Source organism: Streptomyces sp. NPDC052721, from assembly GCF_040678315.1.
Taxonomy (GTDB): domain Bacteria; phylum Actinomycetota; class Actinomycetes; order Streptomycetales; family Streptomycetaceae; genus Streptomyces.
On the sequence record NZ_JBFATL010000041.1, the window covers coordinates 1 to 15,448 of the forward strand.

12 protein-coding genes and 3 pseudogenes are annotated in these 15,448 nt (G+C 68.6%); 8 read left to right on the top strand and 7 right to left on the bottom strand.

All coding sequences use genetic code 11. From position 1 onward, the window contains the following. A partial coding sequence (locus AB0L21_RS30810) for a CU044_5270 family protein (RefSeq protein WP_365787733.1) occupies positions 1–839 on the top strand: 839 nt, incomplete at its 5' end. A gap of 423 nt (positions 840–1,262) precedes the next feature. After that, the gene (locus tag AB0L21_RS30815; RefSeq protein WP_365787735.1) at positions 1,263–3,968 is read left to right on the top strand and encodes a hypothetical protein; all 2,706 of its coding nucleotides are present in this window, start codon (positions 1,263–1,265) and stop codon (positions 3,966–3,968) included. A 333-nt stretch (positions 3,969–4,301) separates the two neighbouring features. Here AB0L21_RS30815 and AB0L21_RS30820 read toward each other — a convergent pair whose 3' ends face one another. Then, complete coding sequence (locus tag AB0L21_RS30820) at positions 4,302–4,625, bottom strand: hypothetical protein (RefSeq protein ID WP_365707586.1); 324 nt, start codon at positions 4,623–4,625, stop codon at positions 4,302–4,304. Positions 4,626–4,859: 234 nt separating this feature from the next. On the opposite strand from AB0L21_RS30820, the pseudogene AB0L21_RS30825 reads away from it, so the two are divergent. After that, a pseudogene (locus tag AB0L21_RS30825) lies at positions 4,860–5,006 on the top strand (IS3 family transposase); the annotation flags it as partial. 224 nt (positions 5,007–5,230) lie between these two features. On the opposite strand, the gene AB0L21_RS30830 reads toward AB0L21_RS30825, so the two are convergent. Then, positions 5,231–5,659: a peptidase inhibitor family I36 protein gene (locus AB0L21_RS30830; protein ID WP_365707584.1), complete on the bottom strand. Its 429-nt coding sequence runs from the start codon at positions 5,657–5,659 to the stop codon at positions 5,231–5,233. A gap of 353 nt (positions 5,660–6,012) precedes the next feature. Continuing rightward, a pseudogene (locus AB0L21_RS30835) lies at positions 6,013–6,787 on the bottom strand (transposase family protein). Here AB0L21_RS30835 and AB0L21_RS30840 point away from each other — a divergent pair. Next, positions 6,778–7,588, top strand: a pseudogene (locus AB0L21_RS30840) (IS5 family transposase). The pseudogenes AB0L21_RS30835 and AB0L21_RS30840 sit on opposite strands and share 10 nt — an antisense overlap. Before the next feature lie 6 nt (positions 7,589–7,594). On the opposite strand, the gene AB0L21_RS30845 reads toward AB0L21_RS30840, so the two are convergent. After that, entirely contained in the window at positions 7,595–9,409 is a 1,815-nt protein-coding gene (locus tag AB0L21_RS30845; protein ID WP_365787737.1) for a BTAD domain-containing putative transcriptional regulator, read from the bottom strand. 387 nt (positions 9,410–9,796) lie between these two features. On the opposite strand from AB0L21_RS30845, the gene AB0L21_RS30850 reads away from it, so the two are divergent. Then, the gene (locus AB0L21_RS30850; protein WP_365707578.1) at positions 9,797–10,417 is read left to right on the top strand and encodes a sigma-70 family RNA polymerase sigma factor; all 621 of its coding nucleotides are present in this window, start codon (positions 9,797–9,799) and stop codon (positions 10,415–10,417) included. Positions 10,418–10,663: 246 nt separating this feature from the next. Here AB0L21_RS30850 and AB0L21_RS30855 read toward each other — a convergent pair whose 3' ends face one another. Both AB0L21_RS30855 and AB0L21_RS30860 read right to left on the bottom strand, forming a co-directional pair. Continuing rightward, complete coding sequence (locus tag AB0L21_RS30855) at positions 10,664–10,942, bottom strand: zf-HC2 domain-containing protein (RefSeq protein WP_365787739.1); 279 nt, start codon at positions 10,940–10,942, stop codon at positions 10,664–10,666. A 128-nt stretch (positions 10,943–11,070) separates the two neighbouring features. Next, the gene (locus tag AB0L21_RS30860; protein WP_365707574.1) at positions 11,071–11,535 is read right to left on the bottom strand and encodes an acyl-CoA thioesterase; all 465 of its coding nucleotides are present in this window, start codon (positions 11,533–11,535) and stop codon (positions 11,071–11,073) included. A gap of 50 nt (positions 11,536–11,585) precedes the next feature. Here AB0L21_RS30860 and AB0L21_RS30865 point away from each other — a divergent pair, with 50 nt between their 5' ends. From AB0L21_RS30865 to AB0L21_RS30875, 3 genes are all read left to right on the top strand, one after another. Next, positions 11,586–12,194, top strand: coding sequence for a hypothetical protein (locus tag AB0L21_RS30865; RefSeq protein ID WP_365787741.1), 609 nt, complete (start codon positions 11,586–11,588; stop codon positions 12,192–12,194). Between the two features lie 62 nt (positions 12,195–12,256). Next, positions 12,257–13,252: a YdcF family protein gene (locus AB0L21_RS30870; RefSeq protein ID WP_365787743.1), complete on the top strand. Its 996-nt coding sequence runs from the start codon at positions 12,257–12,259 to the stop codon at positions 13,250–13,252. A 405-nt stretch (positions 13,253–13,657) separates the two neighbouring features. Next, positions 13,658–14,242, top strand: a complete 585-nt coding sequence (locus AB0L21_RS30875) for a sigma-70 family RNA polymerase sigma factor (RefSeq protein ID WP_365787745.1) — start codon at positions 13,658–13,660, stop codon at positions 14,240–14,242. 77 nt (positions 14,243–14,319) lie between these two features. Here the strand turns inward: AB0L21_RS30875 and AB0L21_RS30880 are convergent, their stop codons facing one another. Further along, entirely contained in the window at positions 14,320–15,375 is a 1,056-nt protein-coding gene (locus tag AB0L21_RS30880) for a medium chain dehydrogenase/reductase family protein (protein ID WP_365707566.1), read from the bottom strand. Positions 15,376–15,448: the final 73 nt, after the last annotated feature.

The following is a 15,448-nucleotide window of genomic DNA, read 5'->3' on the forward strand; positions in this document are numbered from 1 at the left end:
TGACCGGCACAGACGGAAACGGCAACCGACCCGCCCAGCTCGCCACCGGACCCGCCCTCACCACCCAGATCGGCACCACCAGCCCCCACGGAGTCACCCGACTGCTCGACCAGGCCTCCCTGACCACCGCACACGAGACCCACCCCGACCTCAAGCCCGGCCAGTACGTCTACATCGAGTCCAAGACCGCCGACACCTTCGTCAAGACCGTCAACGACAAGAGCACCCTCGCCAGCCACGCCCTCCACCAGCGCCAGGTCTGGTACTCCCCCGACGGAACCAAGGGCTGGCTCATCGACCCCGCCGTCAACGACGACCCCGAAGGAGAAACCCTCACCCTCCCCGACGAACAGGGCAACACCCCCGTCGCCGGCCTGAACCACCCCTCCTACGACTACCTCACCAAACTGCCCACCGACCCCGACACCCTCCTCGCCAAGATCTACAAGGAGACCAGGGGACACGGAAACTCACCCGACCAGGAAGCCTTCACCACCATCGGCGACCTCCTCGGCGAGAGCTACCCCCCGGCCACCCTCACCAAGGCCCTGTTCAAAGCCGCCGCGAAGATCCCCGGCGTCGTCACCGTCAACGACGCCGTCGACGCCACCGGCCGCCACGGCACCGCAATCGCCCGGCTCGACGAGAAGAGCGGCCAGCGCGAGGAATGGATCTTCGACAAGAACACCCACGTCTTCCTCGGCCAGCGAACCGTCCAGGTCAGCAAGACCACCGGCCCCGAACACCTCATCAAGCCCGGCACCGTCCTGTTCACCAGCGCCATCACCCAACGAGCCATCGTCAACGACATCAAGCAGACCCCCACACAAAACAGCTGACACACCAGCGGACCGCAGAACCGGCCGTGGCGGATGTGCTGTCCCGTGGGTGCCGCATACCCGGGTGCCCCGACCGCGCTGGGCAGCAGTTCGCCGTATGCGGTCGTGAGGGCATGGTCAGTCGGGCCGTTTCGGGGTCCCGCCCGAGTGTGACCACGACGCCCATCGGGGGCTACGAAGCTACGGCCTCGCGACCTCGTCATCGACACGTGCCGCAGACGATGTCCCGCTGTCCCGAAACACGGCACCAGTACCGAAACGGATACGTCGTCCACCCGAGGCCAAAACTGTGCGTCTTCCGAGACGTGAGGGCCCCCGGTACCGACGGGATGCTCGCGCACGCTGCGCAAGGAGAGACCATTGTCACCTGTCCGACTGCCTTTGGCCGGCCACCTGGGCATAGCCGCGACTGCGGTTCTCGCGATGACGGCGGCACCGTCACTGACCGCCCATGCCGCCCCACCCACACCACAGACGCACGAGACAACCCTTCCGCCCGGCTGGCGGATCACCTACGAGGGCACCGTCCGCCACCTCGTGTGGCGTTCCGCGTCCGCGATACCCATGGCCGACGCGCGCGTGGAATTCCACGCGGGAGGCCGGACGCTCGGTATACCCGAGCCCGGGCGCGACGGCCGCACCTTCCGGCTGAGACTGGACGCGACCGACGCCGCCCCTTTGACAAACCTTCAAGCGTGGGCCGCCGGTCGTCGACTGAACGCCTCCTCCGAAGACACCCGGCATCAACGCCGCGGCTCGCTCACCACCGCACGACCGCCGGCCCCGCTCCCCCCGGGTGCCGTCGATCCCGGTACGCCGGGCTCCTACCGCACCACCACCGGCGAGTACGACCTGCCGCCGGTGCGGCTGCCCGGCTTCAAGGTGCCGGTCGAGATGCGCGCCGTGGTCGTGGCACCCAAGACTGCCCGCGGTCCGCGTCCGCTGGCCCTGTTCCTGCACGGACGTCACGCCACCTGCTACAAGGACGAGGAGGCGACCGGTGCCTGGCCGTGCCCGGCCGACACCAAACCCATACCAAGCTATCGTGGCTATCTGCGCGACCAGCAACTGCTGGCCTCGCAGGGCTATGTGACGGTGTCGATCTCCGCGAACGGCATCAACAGTCAGGATTGGGCGGCAGAGGACGGTGGCGCTCAGGCCCGCTCCTCGTTGGTGCGGCAGCACCTCGCCCGCTGGGCCGGCTGGGCCGCCGACCCGGCCTCGGCCCCGGTGGCGGTCCGCAAGGCCCCGAAGGCCGACCTGTCGAGGGTTCTGCTCGTTGGGCACTCCCGTGGCGGTGAGGGCGTCAACCGTGCCGCGATGGACAGCCTCTACCCACCGCCGTCCACGCAGGACGGCTACCGAGGCCCGGTCCGCTGGCACGTGCGGGGCACGGTCCTGATTGGCCCGACAATCTTCGGCCAAAACCCGGTGCCTGATGTGCCCTCGGTCACGATCCTGCCGGGTTGCGACGGTGACGTCTCAGACCTTCAGGGCGAGATGTACGTCGACGGCACCCGCGGAGTCAGCCGCGGCAGTGCACTGCACAGCGCTGTCTACGTGGCGGGCGCCAATCACAACTTCTTCAATACCGAGTGGACACCGGGGAGGGCTCAAGCGCCTGCCGCAGACGACTTCCTGGACGATCCGGAACAGAAGGACCCAGTGTGCTCACCGGGCAGCCCCACTCGGCTGACGGCCGACCAGCAGCACCGGGCCGGCTCAACGTACGTCGCGGCCGCGGCGCGGCTGTTCGTCGCCGGGGACGACCGAGTGCGTGAGCTCCTTGACGGCACCGGCCGACGAGCGCCGTCCGCCGACCCCGCGCGGGTCCTGACCCATGCAGTGGGCGGACGGCGCGGCGCCGGATTCCTGCCCGACGGCAAGGTGTCTGTGACGGGAGCCCGGCTCTGCGCGGCGGTCGACCCGAGCCCCGCAGCGGCCTGCATGGGCGAGGACGCCCATGGTGTCTCACCCCACTTCGCCAAGTGGGAAACCGGCCGGGAGACCGGGCGCCGCGCGGTCGAGCTGCGCTGGTCGGCGCCTGGTAGCCCGGCCCGGATCCAAACTGCCAAGCCGCTGTCTCTCTCCGGTGCCTCATCGCTGGCGCTGCGCGTCATCGTGCCGCCGAACAGCAGGGGCACCCAGTTCGACGTCGCCGTCACCGACACCCGCGGTCGACGGGCCACCCTCGGCCGGGTCACCGCTGACGGACTGCCCGGCAGCGACCGCACCGCCTCCTACTGGGCGCGCGAACTGCGCGTCCCGATCACTGCCGCGCCCCGCGCCGGAGTCGACCTCCGGCAGGTCGAGTCCCTCGAGGTGACGCCGCGGTCGCGGGCCGGACAAGCCTGGCTGATGGACGCCTGGGCTTGGCGCCCGGGCACGCCCGTCCCGCAGGAGGCTCCGCTCGCCCGCGTGGACCTCGGGCGACTGTCGGTGAAGGAGGGCGACTCGGGCGTGCGCACCTACCGGGTGCCGGTAAGGGTGTCCGGGCACGGAAGCGGCCAGGTGCGGGTGTACGTCATGGATCCGGTCACCGGCGAGGCCAAGGACCGGCTGGTGACGGTACGCCCCGGTCGTGACGACATCGCCGTGAGCGCCCAAGTCAAGGGCAACAAGCGCTTCGGGTACGACGTAACGCACGACGTCCTGGTCAAGGCGGTCCACGGCACGGTCGTTGGATCGCACCGCGGCGGGGTCACCGCACGGAACGACGACCCGCTGCCGAAAATGTCGGTGACCCCGCTCGCGGATCGGGTGACCGAGGGACAGACGCTGCGTTGGAAAGTGAGCCTGTCCCAACCCGCGGACGCCGACATCGGCGCCCTGTTCGCGGTGGTGCCGGTGCCGGACGGCCCGGAACTGTCCACACAGGACGTCGCTCAGTCATGGCTGCTGGAATCAGGTGCCGAGCCCGCCCCGGAGCGGCCACTGTCCCAGGTCGAACGGCTCGGCGTATGGCCGTATGTGCCGGCGGGTGCGACGAGCACGGAGGTGTCCCTGCCCACCGTCAAGGACACGGTGGCCGAGCCCGCCGAGTCCGTGCGCCTGGCGCTCACGGACGACTCGGGTGCGCCGCTGCCCGGCGGCCCCATGATGAACGGGACGGTCTTGGACGCGTCGTAGCTGACAACAGATCCCCTGGCCGGCTGCGCCCGGCCAGGGGACTCGCAGTGCTGTGCCGAGGCGCGCACAGAGGATGGCAGGCCAGGCAGGCCGTCGAACGGGTTGGTCGAGCGGATGGTGCCGGACGGGCTGTCGGAGCTGCTTCAGCGGGTGGTGCCGCCGGCCCCGGTGAGACCGCGGGCTGGGAACTCTCCCGGCCCGCACGACGCTCGGCGCCGACCGTCGCAGGACACAGGCCCGGGCGGCGCTGAACACCACTGAACAGGTGCCCTGCCCGACCCAGGGCGGAACGACCAACGGGCTGGCGTTCCGCGCCACTTCACGGCCTCGGCGTCAGGCGAGGGCGTTGCGAAGGTAGGCGGGCAGTGCCTGACAGACGGCCGGGTCCGCTTCCCAGCCGGGGTCGGTGAGTTGGTCGGCCGTGATGACGACGTGGTGGCCGTGGTCGGTGCGGACGAGAACGCGGAACGTTTCGCCCCGGCTGTCCCGGCCCGCGAGGTAGGCGGCCAGGACGGCCCGGCCCAGCTCAGCGGGATCCGCCCCGGTCGTCGCTCGGCCGAGGTCTTTGCAGATCCACACATCGCTGAACCGCTCGTGCATCAGGATCTCCCACCGCACGCAAGCGGGCATGTCGTCGCGTAACACAACAGCGATCATGCCCCCACCAGCCGGCCTCCCGTACCGCTACCTGCGAGTACTGGCCAGAAAGCACGCCTCTCCCACCGGGGCGACGGCTGGCACCGGCCAATCTCGCCCCTCACCGGCACGGCCCGACCGAGGGCGTCAAATGCCTCACGACTGCTCGTGCTGCTCCAGACCCCGCCTTTGACCCCTGCCCCCGTCAGCCGGAGGTTGGAAAACGCTCACTGTCGACGACGCCTAGCGCAACGGGCTGTCGAACTTGCCACCGCGGAACAGGTCGACTGGTTCAACAACCAACGCCGCCACACAGCGATCGGTGGCATCCCGCCCCACGAGCGCGAGACCAGCTACTACGCTCCTTACCGGCCCCCACCGGCGGCTGAAGTCAACGCATAGGGCCTCCGCCGATCCCTGAGCGGTTCACCGGGCATGTCGTCGATTGCATCAAGGGCGATGAGAAAGAAACTCCGGAGTGCACCGAAGGGAGCGAGACGCGCGAGCAGCCGCTGGCCGCCTGGTGAAAGCCGGCGACCACCCGGTGCCCCGGTCGCCTCAGCCCTGCCCATAATCAGCCATGCAATGCGAAACGGTCCGCCGGGTTCTACATCGGCGGACCGAGTCTAGAAGATTTTCACTCCACCGTCGCTGCAGTGGGCGTTCACCCTGAAGGATGAAATAGCGTCGTTCATGTAGTTGTAACCTTGCGTTCCAATGTTATAAACGCCCGTCCCGGGCCTGACTTCGGCGCACCAGTGATAGTTGGCAAGGCCGGTCATCCCTTCCTGGTAGCTCGAATCCCGATAGATGGCGACGGTGTAGTCGGTGCGGTTCCAGAACGACGTCGTTCTGTCGTTCATGTTGCCGAGGTAGGACTGGTCATAACCGGAGTAACCGATCATGCCATCGTAATTCTGATTCTGCCAGACGCAGAACTTCTTGTCGGGACACTCGCTGTAGTGCGCGCTGGCAGGAGGACCACTGGCGACCATCAGCCCGAGGGCGCCGAACAGGGCGGCGGACACGGTGCCAATCTTATATCTGACGTTCATTCTCACTCCTTCGAGGGAACTACACATTAGGGATGAAACGTCGAGACGCGGGTTTGCTGAAATCCGACGCATGCATCGTCATGGCATACCTAGAGATTTCCTGAGAAACCTAAGGGCATGCCAAACCGTGCACTGTGCAGGAACGGACCGCGCGCAGCCAGCGCGCATCATGGGGCTTGAGCCGTGTCATGCCGTTCCTTTTAGCGAGAGGCACGCCCTCGGAGACGCTGCCCGCTCCCCACTCGCCTTTCACTGGACGTTCTCGACTCACTCAACGTGTGCTGGCTCGTTTCGGTTCACCACTTCTTGATCGCCTCTCACCGTCGTCGTCACAGACGGGCAGTGAGCCGTTCTCATCCTGAATATGAGCAGGTCAGCAGGGTGTGGACAGCTTGGACTGCCGTGCCGATGCGGCGGGTGGAACAGCGGGTTCGTCGCAGTAGCCGCCACGTCTTGAGTTGAGCGAAGGCACGTTCACCGGGGGCTCGGAGTCGTCCGTGGTCGCGGTTTAACTGCTGGTACTGCTCGGGTTGTTCGCTGTAGTGGTAGTACGGGGTGCGGAAGGTGGCGCCGGCACCCTGGTAGCCACGGTCCGCGAGCACGAGGATTTGCCGGGTGAGGCAGGCTTGGACGATACCGTGAGCGCGGGCCGCGGTCAGGTCCGTGCGTGCGGCCCGGCGTCGCGCGCGAGAACCACAGAAGGGTGCCGTCCGCACGCGCGACGACCTGGACGCTCATGCCGTGCTTCCGGTGTTTCTGGGAGTAGTACGGCTCGTCCGCGGCGATGCGGTCGATGGGGACGAGCGTGCCGTCGACGATGACGAAGTCTCCTTCACCCAAGCCGACGAGGGCCTCCTGCAGGCCGGGTGCCCAGGAGGCCAAGACATCGAGGGCCTCGTCCACGTACCGCCAGGCGGTAGCGGTGGAGATCCCGAACCCCGCCGCAAGCTGGGGCAGTGTCTCGTTCTTGCGTAGGTGCACCAACGCCAGCAGAGCCTGGTGGAAACAGCCCAGCTTGCGCCACCGCGTGCCGCGTTCACACCTTCGGGCATAGATCAGCCATGAGAGGGTGGTGCCGCCGGCCGTGTCCGTGCGGTGGGTTGGGCCGTTGCGGGTGCATGGGGGCATCACCGTGGGTCGTGTCGGATGAGCTGTGGGAGCGGATCGAGCCGCTGCTGGCGAGGCGGGAGCGCAGGTTCCGGTATCCGGGCCGGAAGCCGTTGCCGGACCGGCAGGTGTTGTGCGGGATCCTCTATGTGCTGCACACGGACATCCAGTGGGAGTACCTACCCGAGGAGCTGGGGTTCGGTTCGGGCATGACGTGCTGGCGGCGGCTGCGGGACTGGAACGAGGCCGGGGTCTGGCAGCGACTGCACGAGGTGCTGCTGGCCGAGCTGAACGCGGCCAGGATGCTCGACTGGTCTCGCTGCGTGGTCGACTCCTCGCACGTCAGAGCGTTGAAAGGGGGCTCGCGACGGGCCCGTCGCCGGTGGACCAGGGCCGGGCCGGTTCCAGACACCACCTGATCACCGACGGACACGGCACCCCGCTCGCCGTCATCCTGACCGGCGGTAACCGCAATGACGTCACCCAGCTCCTGCCCCTGCTGGACGCCGTCCCGCCCGTCCGCGGCCGGGTCGGCCGACCGCGTCGCAAAGCAGTGACGCTCTACGCCGACCGCGGCTACGACCACGACTGCTACCGCAAGCAGGTCCGTGCCCGCGGCATCATGCCCGCCATCGCGCGGCGCGGCACCGAGCACGGCTCCAGCCTCGGCATCCACCGTGGGTAGTCGAGCGGACCTTCGCCTGGCTCCACGGCTTCCGCCGACTGCGCGTGCGCTGGGAACGCCGAGCAGACATCCACGAAGCATTCCTCAGACTCGCCTGCTGCCTGATCACCCACCGACAACTCAAGTCATTCTGTTAGCCGCTGTTAGGCTGTGACGGCGTCGGCGTCAGCGTGCAGGGTCCGGCGGCGTGCCGGGCTCAGTTCACCGAGCACCGCACGCCGGAGCACGCCGGCCGGGAAGTGGTAGCCCTGGCCGTCGTACGGGGGCGACACCTCGGACCAGGCCAGCAGCCGTACCGCGACTGCCTGGTCCGCCAGTCTCAGCACCTCGTCCAGCGGCATCCGAGCCAGCCGGGCCACGAGGCGCATGTCAGGCCGGTCACCGATCACAGCCGCGCGATCGACGACCTGCCGCGCGGCAGGCGGCAGTTCGGCGAGTCGGGCCCTGACGACGCTGCGGACGGCCGGCGGCACGCGTGACCAGGACGAGTCGGAGTGCAGGGCTGCCCCGAGGTATCGGGAATGCGTGAGCACCTGGTGCAGCAGGAAGGGGTTCCCGCCGCTCAGTGCGTGCAGTCTGCGCGCTGTGTCCTCGGACACGGGGCCGTCCGTGGCCGCGGACACGACACGCCGCACCGCGTCCTCCGTCAGGGGAGCGAGTGGTATCACGTCAGCACCGCGTCCGGCCAGCTCGGCCAGGAACCGCTCGGTGGCGGGTCCCGATTCGTCCGCCACGGTGCACACCACCGCGAGCGGCGCCTCGCGCAGCGTCCGTGCGCACGTGACCAGCAGTCCCCGTACGTCATCCGAAGCCAGGTGGATGTCCTCGACGACACACAGCGTGGGCCCCGTGACGCAGGGGTTCTCGGCCAGCTTCCGCAACTGACCGTCGAGCCGGCGCAATTGTGGGTCGGGGACCCGGGCGCCTGGGTAGCTCTCCTCGGCGCACCAGATCCGCAACACCTGCCAGCCGGTACCGGACGCTTGCCGCGCCACCTCCTCGGCGATCCGGGTCTTACCCACGCCCGGCTCCCCGGACACCACGGCCCATCCCGCGCGGCCGGTCGCGGCTTGCCGCAACAGCTCGCACAGCCTTCCGAGTTCCCATTCCCGGCCCGGCAGATCCGGTCGGGCGCCGACCGGGCGCTCCGGGGGCACGCTGCGTGCGGCGACCTGACCGCGATGACGCGGCGGGCGCAGTGACACGGTGTCGTGACGCAGAACGGCCATGTGTGTCTCACGCAACTTGGGCCCGGGTTCGAGGCCGAGGTCACGGGCCAGAAGGACGCGTACCTCCTCGTAGCGGCGGAGCGCCTCCGCGGGTCGGCCCGCGAAATACAGGGCTCGCATGAGCACGACCCAGGACGCCTCGCGCAGGGGATCGCGTTCGACGAGCCGTTCGGCGCTGGTGATCGCCTCGATGATCCGGCTCTCCTGCAGCAGCAAGGCAGTACGCAGTTCCTCGGCCGACAGTTTCAAGTCCTGGAGCCGTCCGCTCTCGCCCTCCACGAAGTGGTGGTCGCGGGCGTCGACGAGCGGAGTGCCCCGCCACATGGCCAACGCGCGCTCGATCTCCTGAAGGGCTTCGCCCACGCGGCCGGCGTCGGCCAGCGTTTGCGCCTGTCGCACGGACCTTTCGAAGCGCACCGAGTCCAGCAGTTCGGGCGGGAAAGACAGGGCGTACCCGGTGGGGGTGCTGCGGAGCACTCGGGGCGGCTTCTGCCGCCCACGGCCGGGCTCCAAGGTGGCGCGCAGTCTGCTGATGTGCGCGTGGACCGAGGACACGGCGCTGGGAGGAGGACGGCCGTTCCACAGGTCGTCACAGAGCCGTTCGACTCCGACGGTGTGACCGTTCTCCAGAAGCAGACGCAGGAGCAGGGCGCGCCGCATGGGCGGCCCCAGGCCCAGTACCTCGCTGTCCCGCCGCACTTCGAGCGGGCCCAGCAAACGAAACTCCACGGTGGCACCTCTCTCGCATCGATGCCACCCTCACCCACTCATGTGCTCACTCGGCAGTCCGAAAGTTGCTCATTACCGGCCCGGAACTGCTCAGTGTCTCGTCACTTCCGCTCATCCCGGCGGCCGGCACCCCACCGGCTCTCCGGCCGGCATGCAGCGCGTGCACCTTCTCCACGAGAAGTCGCCGTCGTCGGTTCACCCGGCAGTAACCGAACCGGATGTCCCAGCCCCTCGTTGCGGCAGAACGAGGGACCCGCGGCCGTACGCAGGGCGGTTTCATGCGCCATGACACCCCGGCAAGAGCGCGACAAGAAGCCGCCAAGTCGGCCTCCCCACGCTGACGATGCCACCGACGACAGATCCGGTGGAAGTCAGTTGGGACAGGACATGGGGGCCACCAGCATCATGAGGCAAGTCGAGAAGACCCGGCAGGGCGCTTCCGTCTCAGGGACGAGCGAACCGCCGCACGAGCGACGGTGGACGCGTTCCGACGACGACACGGACTGCGAGCGCTTCGTCCGCCTGATCTACGACAAGCACGGCAGCGCGCTCATACGCTTCGCGGCGCGCCTGCTGGGCGGGGACTGGGTCCGGGCCGAGGACATACTCCAAGAGGCCGCGATCCGCGCCTGGCGGCACATCGGGCTGCTGGGGCAGCAAGGGGAGGACGGTGTTCGACCGTGGCTCTTCACCGTCGTGCGCAACCTGGTGATCGACGACCATCGGGCGCGGCTCATCCGTCCCGTCAGCACCTGCCCGGTCGACGACCTCGTCATTCCCGTCGATGATGACATCGAACGGACTCTCACGCGTCAGGTCGTTCACGATGCCTTGGACGATCTGACACCTCAGCAGCGGCAGATCCTGCACCACACGTATTTCCAGGGCCACAGCGTTGCCGAGACGGCGGAGGCGCTCGGAATCGTCCAGGGGACCGTCAAATCGCGTACGTACTACGCGGTGCAGGCACTCAAGCTGGCCCTGCACAACCGCGGTATCCGGTCGTGAAACGCCTGGGCGTTCCCTCGGAATAGCTGCACGCCAGGGGCGAGGGACCCCGTACGGCGACGAGGCCGGGCGTGCACTCCCTCGCCACCGCACCGACCGCCTGGACCGCGGGTGGATCAGCTCGCTCGCCCGTGGCGGCGAGCGATGGATGACGGGCTTTGCTGGTACCCGCGCCGGCCGGGTTGTCCAGCAGACCGGCCCCTGCTCGCGGTCGAGTCCCCGGCGTCCCACCGCTCATCCGTGAAATCAATCGGCCACGTGTGCCGTTCGGAGCCGTGCTGCCTCGGCGCGCACCGCTTCGACGGCGTGCTGTGGGTCCGGCACCGGCGGATACGGCAGGGGCGCTGCCGTCAGTTCCGAGGGCTGCACCAGCTCAAGCAACGGCAGCAACTCAGCGAGTTCCTCGTGCTCCGCACGGCAGGCCCGGCACCGCTCCAGGTGCTCTGCCAACGCCGACCGATCCGCGTCGTCCAGAGCGCCGAACAGCCCCGGCGCAATATCTTGACGAGCATCCACGCAGTCCACCCAGGACCTCCCGGAAACGGTGTGTCGACGCGCCGTCGCGCGACAGGACTACGGCGGCATCCTCATTGTGCCCCGAACGGCCGCCGCTCCCAAGGTGCCGTCGGACAGGGAGGGCGGCCGCGGGTGGCTCAGTCCTTCTGCGGCGCCATGATCGTGCGCGCGACGTCGCGGGCGCGGTCGGACCACGGCGTGGGCAGGAAGGTGGCCGGGTCGAGCCGGATGGCGGTGCGGGTGCCGTGCGCGTACGTCGTCCCGCCATCGGAGGAGCACACCCGGTAACCGGCCGTGGCCGAGGTGGTACCGAGACGGTCGATCCACAGGTTGACCGCGTAAGTTCCGGGCGCGGACACGGGGGCTTCGTAGGTGATGGTGAAGGCCTTGACGACGTTGAAGGCGTCGTTCTCCAGTCCGTTCGAGCCGCCGAATCCCTGTGCGTACCAGAACGCGGTCCAGGCACGTTCGACCAGCACCTGGTAGCGGCTGTTGTGCAGCAGTCCCATGGCGTCCAGCTCGTCGAAGTGCACCTCGGCCGGGACGAGCACTCCTACGGCGGCGGTCGACAAGGAGGCGGACGTGGCGGCAGTACTCATCATGGTTCTCCAGTTGTGTGCATGAGGCGGTGCCTGTGTCATCCGGGACAACGGTGACCGAGGACATGTCGTTCACCGAAGCGATGGCCAAGACGGAAGGCACTCGCCGGGTGAACCACCCAGGCCGGCCCACCGTTGAAGGCGGTGAAGAACCCCGAGACAGAGAGTTGGTTACCGTGCAGAAGAGGCTCAACACCCTGATGGGAACCGCTCTGGCCGGCGCCGCCTTCACCACTGTGCTGGCGGCGACGCCTGCGCACGCGGAGCAGCAGTACACCGTGCAGAGCGTAGCCACCGGCCGGTGCCTGTCCGGACATGCCGACCGCACCGTCCGCCAGGGCCCGTGCGACGCCAACGCCAAGTGGATGGAGGTCTACCGCCGCAGCAGCACAAACCCCGACGTAGCGGGCCAGATGCTGGTGCACGTGGCCACAGGCATGTGCCTCGACCACAACTATGACAAGACGGGCATCGAGCCCTACCTGTCCCCATGCAGCGTCGAAGACTACGGCCAGCTCATCGGCATGATCTCCAAGGGCGGCAACCGCATCAAGATCGGCGCCGCGGACGGGGAATGGAGGCTCACTGCCTGGAACACCGGGTCTGTCAGTTTCGAGTTGTACCAGAACTCCGGCGACAAGCAGCTCTGGGCGACCATCTGACAGCCCCGTCTCCCACCCCGCCGGGGGCTGGTAAGGCCTCCGGCCCACCGAGGAAGTCCACGGTGCTGATCGACATATTTGCGGCCATCAGTCTGCTGCTGTTCATCATCAGTGTCATCGCCGACGCCAGACGCTTCGCGAACGCCGTACTGCTCGGCATCTTCCTCACCCTGATGACGGTGGCCCACGGCCGGGAACTCCTGGTCATTCACCACGCTCTGGACGACACCTGGCTGGCCAGCCCTGTCCTGGAAGGGCTGGCCGTGCTGCTGGTCTGCGGCCTCCTGCTCGGCAACGGGGTGCGGATGGTACGCAAGGAGGGCAGCCGTCCGGGCAACCTTCTGACGCTTGTCGCGGGCCTTGGGCTCCTGTCCCTCCTGTTGCTGACAGTGGTGGCGTACGTGGCCGAGTTGCGTTCCCTGGCCGCAGCCGTCGTCATCGCGGCGCTCATCACGTACTACTTCGTCTCCCTCTTCGTCTGTTTCAGCCTGTACGGCTACACCTACAGCCGCCTGGCCGGACCGTCCGGCCTCGACTACATCGTCGTCCTCGGGTCCGGTCTGATCGGCGGTGACCGGGTGCCACCGTTGCTCGCCGGCAGACTGGACCGTGCGTATGCACTCTTCGAGGCCGAGGTGGCCCGGGGCAGTAAGCCCGTCCTGATCACGTCCGGCGGGCAAGGGCCGGACGAAGCCGTCCCTGAGGCGCATGCGATGGCGGACTATCTGGCCGCCCGCGGGGTACCGGCCGAGAACCTGCTGCGTGAGGCGCGGTCCGCCACCACCGAGGAGAACCTCCGCAACAGCAAGGCACTCATGGACGAGCGCGGCAGCGGCTACCGCTGCGCGGTCGTGACCAACGACTTCCATGCCTTCCGGACCGCGATCATCGCCCGGAGCATGGGCATCGACGCCCATGTCCTGGGCTCCCCCACGGCCTCTTACTTCCGGCCGAGCGCGACCATGCGGGAGTTCGCCGCCGTCGTTCTGCACCACCGGTGGATCCACCTCACGGTCTGTCTGTTCCTGGCCCTCACCTGCTGGCTGATCTTCTTGTAACGCCACTCCCCCCGATGCCGGCGCCCCACGGGCGGCTGCGGTGCCCCGCCACAACGCAGCCGCCCGTCGTCATGTCCTGCGCCATCGCTGCCCGCGCATCAGGCCCACCGGAACCGAACAGCCGGTTCCTCATCCCATGTCGGCGTCCCACGCCATTCGTGTTCCCGCAGGTGAGAGGCCGTTCCGGCGTTCCAGCCATCCCAGATGCGCGGTGAACGTCACAGGTGGGACAAGAGATGCCTCACGCTGATCACATCGCAGCCGCGGCGCCGCCGACTTCACGTTCACGGCGGACGGCCCCCGGCATCCACTTCCGACTCAGCCGGCGACGACTGCCACGAGCGTCCGCCGACGGGCGTCGTACGGCGCCGGCGAGCGGACGCCCACCCACCACGGGGAGAGATCATGAGCACCCAGCAGACGACTGTCCTGACCGCCGAGCGCACCGGCTCCACGCCCTCGCCGGCCACGCAGTACGCGGCCGCGGACCCCGAGCGATTCGTCCGCGAACTGTACGCCGAACACGGAACGGCCCTGCTAACCTACGCGGCCCGCCGTCTGGACAACGACTGGCACCGCGCCCAGGACCTGGTACAGGAAACCGCCGTCAGGGCCTGGCACCACGGTCCAGCGCTCACCCTTTCCGCGGACGGGATCCGGCCGTGGCTGTTCCGAGTCCTTCAGAACCTGGTGATCGACGACCACCGGGCGCGCTCCGTGCGCCCCAAGGCCCTCCATCAGTTGGACGACGTGGTCATCCCGGTCGCCGATGGCACGGACCGCGTTCTGGCCGTCCAGTTGGTGCGGGAGGCACTGGCGGACCTGACCGCACAGCAACGCGAGGTCCTGCACATCGTGTACTTCCGCGGTCTCAGCGTGAACCACGCGTCGGACCTCCTCGGCATCCCGCCGGGCACGGTGAAGTCGCGCACCTACTACGCGCTGCGTGCGCTCAAGCGCGCCCTGGTCGCACGCGGCGTCCTCGGCTGAACGACCCGTGCCCCCTTCCCCACGGGTGTCGTGGAGTCGGGGGCGGTGGGCTCGGGGCTCGTGTGTCCACGGTGGGTCTACGGCACCAGGACGACCTTGCCGACCACGGTGCCGGATTCGGCCAGCCGCACCGCCTCCCCGACCTCGGCGAGCGGGACGCGCGCGGCGACCTGGGGGACCAGTCGACCGTCGGCGAGGAGGGCGAAGACCTGGGCCAGATCGGCGTGCAGCTTGGCACGGAAGGTGTCGATCCGGCGCCGCCCGGCCCAGATGTTGTAGAAGTGGGCGCCCTTGCCGTTGGGCAGCGCGTTCCAGAGCATCAGGCGGGTGAAGAGCTTGAGGACCGGCGCCTTCGAGGAGCCCTGGACGTCACGGGTCGAGGCGGTGCCGTAGGAGACGAGGGTGCCCTTGGCGGCGAGCAGGCGGTAGGAGACGACGATTCCCTCACCGCCGACGTGGTCGAACACGGCGTCGTAGCCCTGCGGAGCGTGTCCGCGCAGCCGGCTCTCCAGGTCGGGGTCACGGTAGTCGACGGGGACCGCTCCCAGCGCCCGGACTGCGTCGTGGTGCTTGGCCGAGGCGGTGCCGACGACCCGGGCCCCGGCGATGCGGGCGAGCTGGACGAGCGTGGAGCCGACGCCGCCGTTCGCGCCGTGCACGAGGACCGTCTGTCCGGGTCGGACCTTCGCGAGGCGATGGAGCATCTGCCACGCGGTGATGCCGTTGACCACGAACGTCTCCGCCTCGGCGGAGTCGACGGACTCGGGTACCGCGCTCAGGTCGCCCGCGTCGACGGTGACATGGCTGGCCCACGCCCCGGTCTTGGTCAGGACGGCGAAGCGCCGGCCCAGCAGCTCACCGGGGACGCCCTCGCCCACGTCGACGGCCCGTCCGACGAGGTCGTAGCCGGGAACGAAGGGGAACGGCGGCTGGTCGTAGTACTTGCCGCGGCGCATCTGCTGCTCGGCGAAGGAGATACCGGCGGCTTCCATCGCCAGCACGACCTGTCCGGGGCCGGCCGGGCGGGCGGGCCGGGTGCGGACCTGGATGCCGTCCGGGTCGACGATGCCGGGCAGCACCGCTTCAGTGACCGTGGCAGTGCCGGCGGGGGTGCTGGTGCGGGGGTCGATCATGGAAGTACTCCTTGTCAGGTGCGAGTCCGTGCCGTTTGAGTCGATCCAGGGAGCCGTGCATCACTGCGAGGGC

Excerpts from the sequence above, each read along its gene's own strand:
- AB0L21_RS30815 (WP_365787735.1), top strand. The coding sequence starts at position 1,263 with ATGACGGCGGCACCGTCACTGACCGCCCATGCCGCCCCACCCACACCA.
- AB0L21_RS30820 (WP_365707586.1), bottom strand. The coding sequence starts at position 4,625 with ATGATCGCTGTTGTGTTACGCGACGACATGCCCGCTTGCGTGCGGTGG.
- AB0L21_RS30830 (WP_365707584.1), bottom strand. The coding sequence starts at position 5,659 with ATGAACGTCAGATATAAGATTGGCACCGTGTCCGCCGCCCTGTTCGGC.
- AB0L21_RS30850 (WP_365707578.1), top strand. The coding sequence starts at position 9,797 with ATGGGGGCCACCAGCATCATGAGGCAAGTCGAGAAGACCCGGCAGGGC.
- AB0L21_RS30860 (WP_365707574.1), bottom strand. The coding sequence starts at position 11,535 with ATGATGAGTACTGCCGCCACGTCCGCCTCCTTGTCGACCGCCGCCGTA.
- AB0L21_RS30875 (WP_365787745.1), top strand. The coding sequence starts at position 13,658 with ATGAGCACCCAGCAGACGACTGTCCTGACCGCCGAGCGCACCGGCTCC.
- AB0L21_RS30880 (WP_365707566.1), bottom strand. The coding sequence starts at position 15,375 with ATGATCGACCCCCGCACCAGCACCCCCGCCGGCACTGCCACGGTCACT.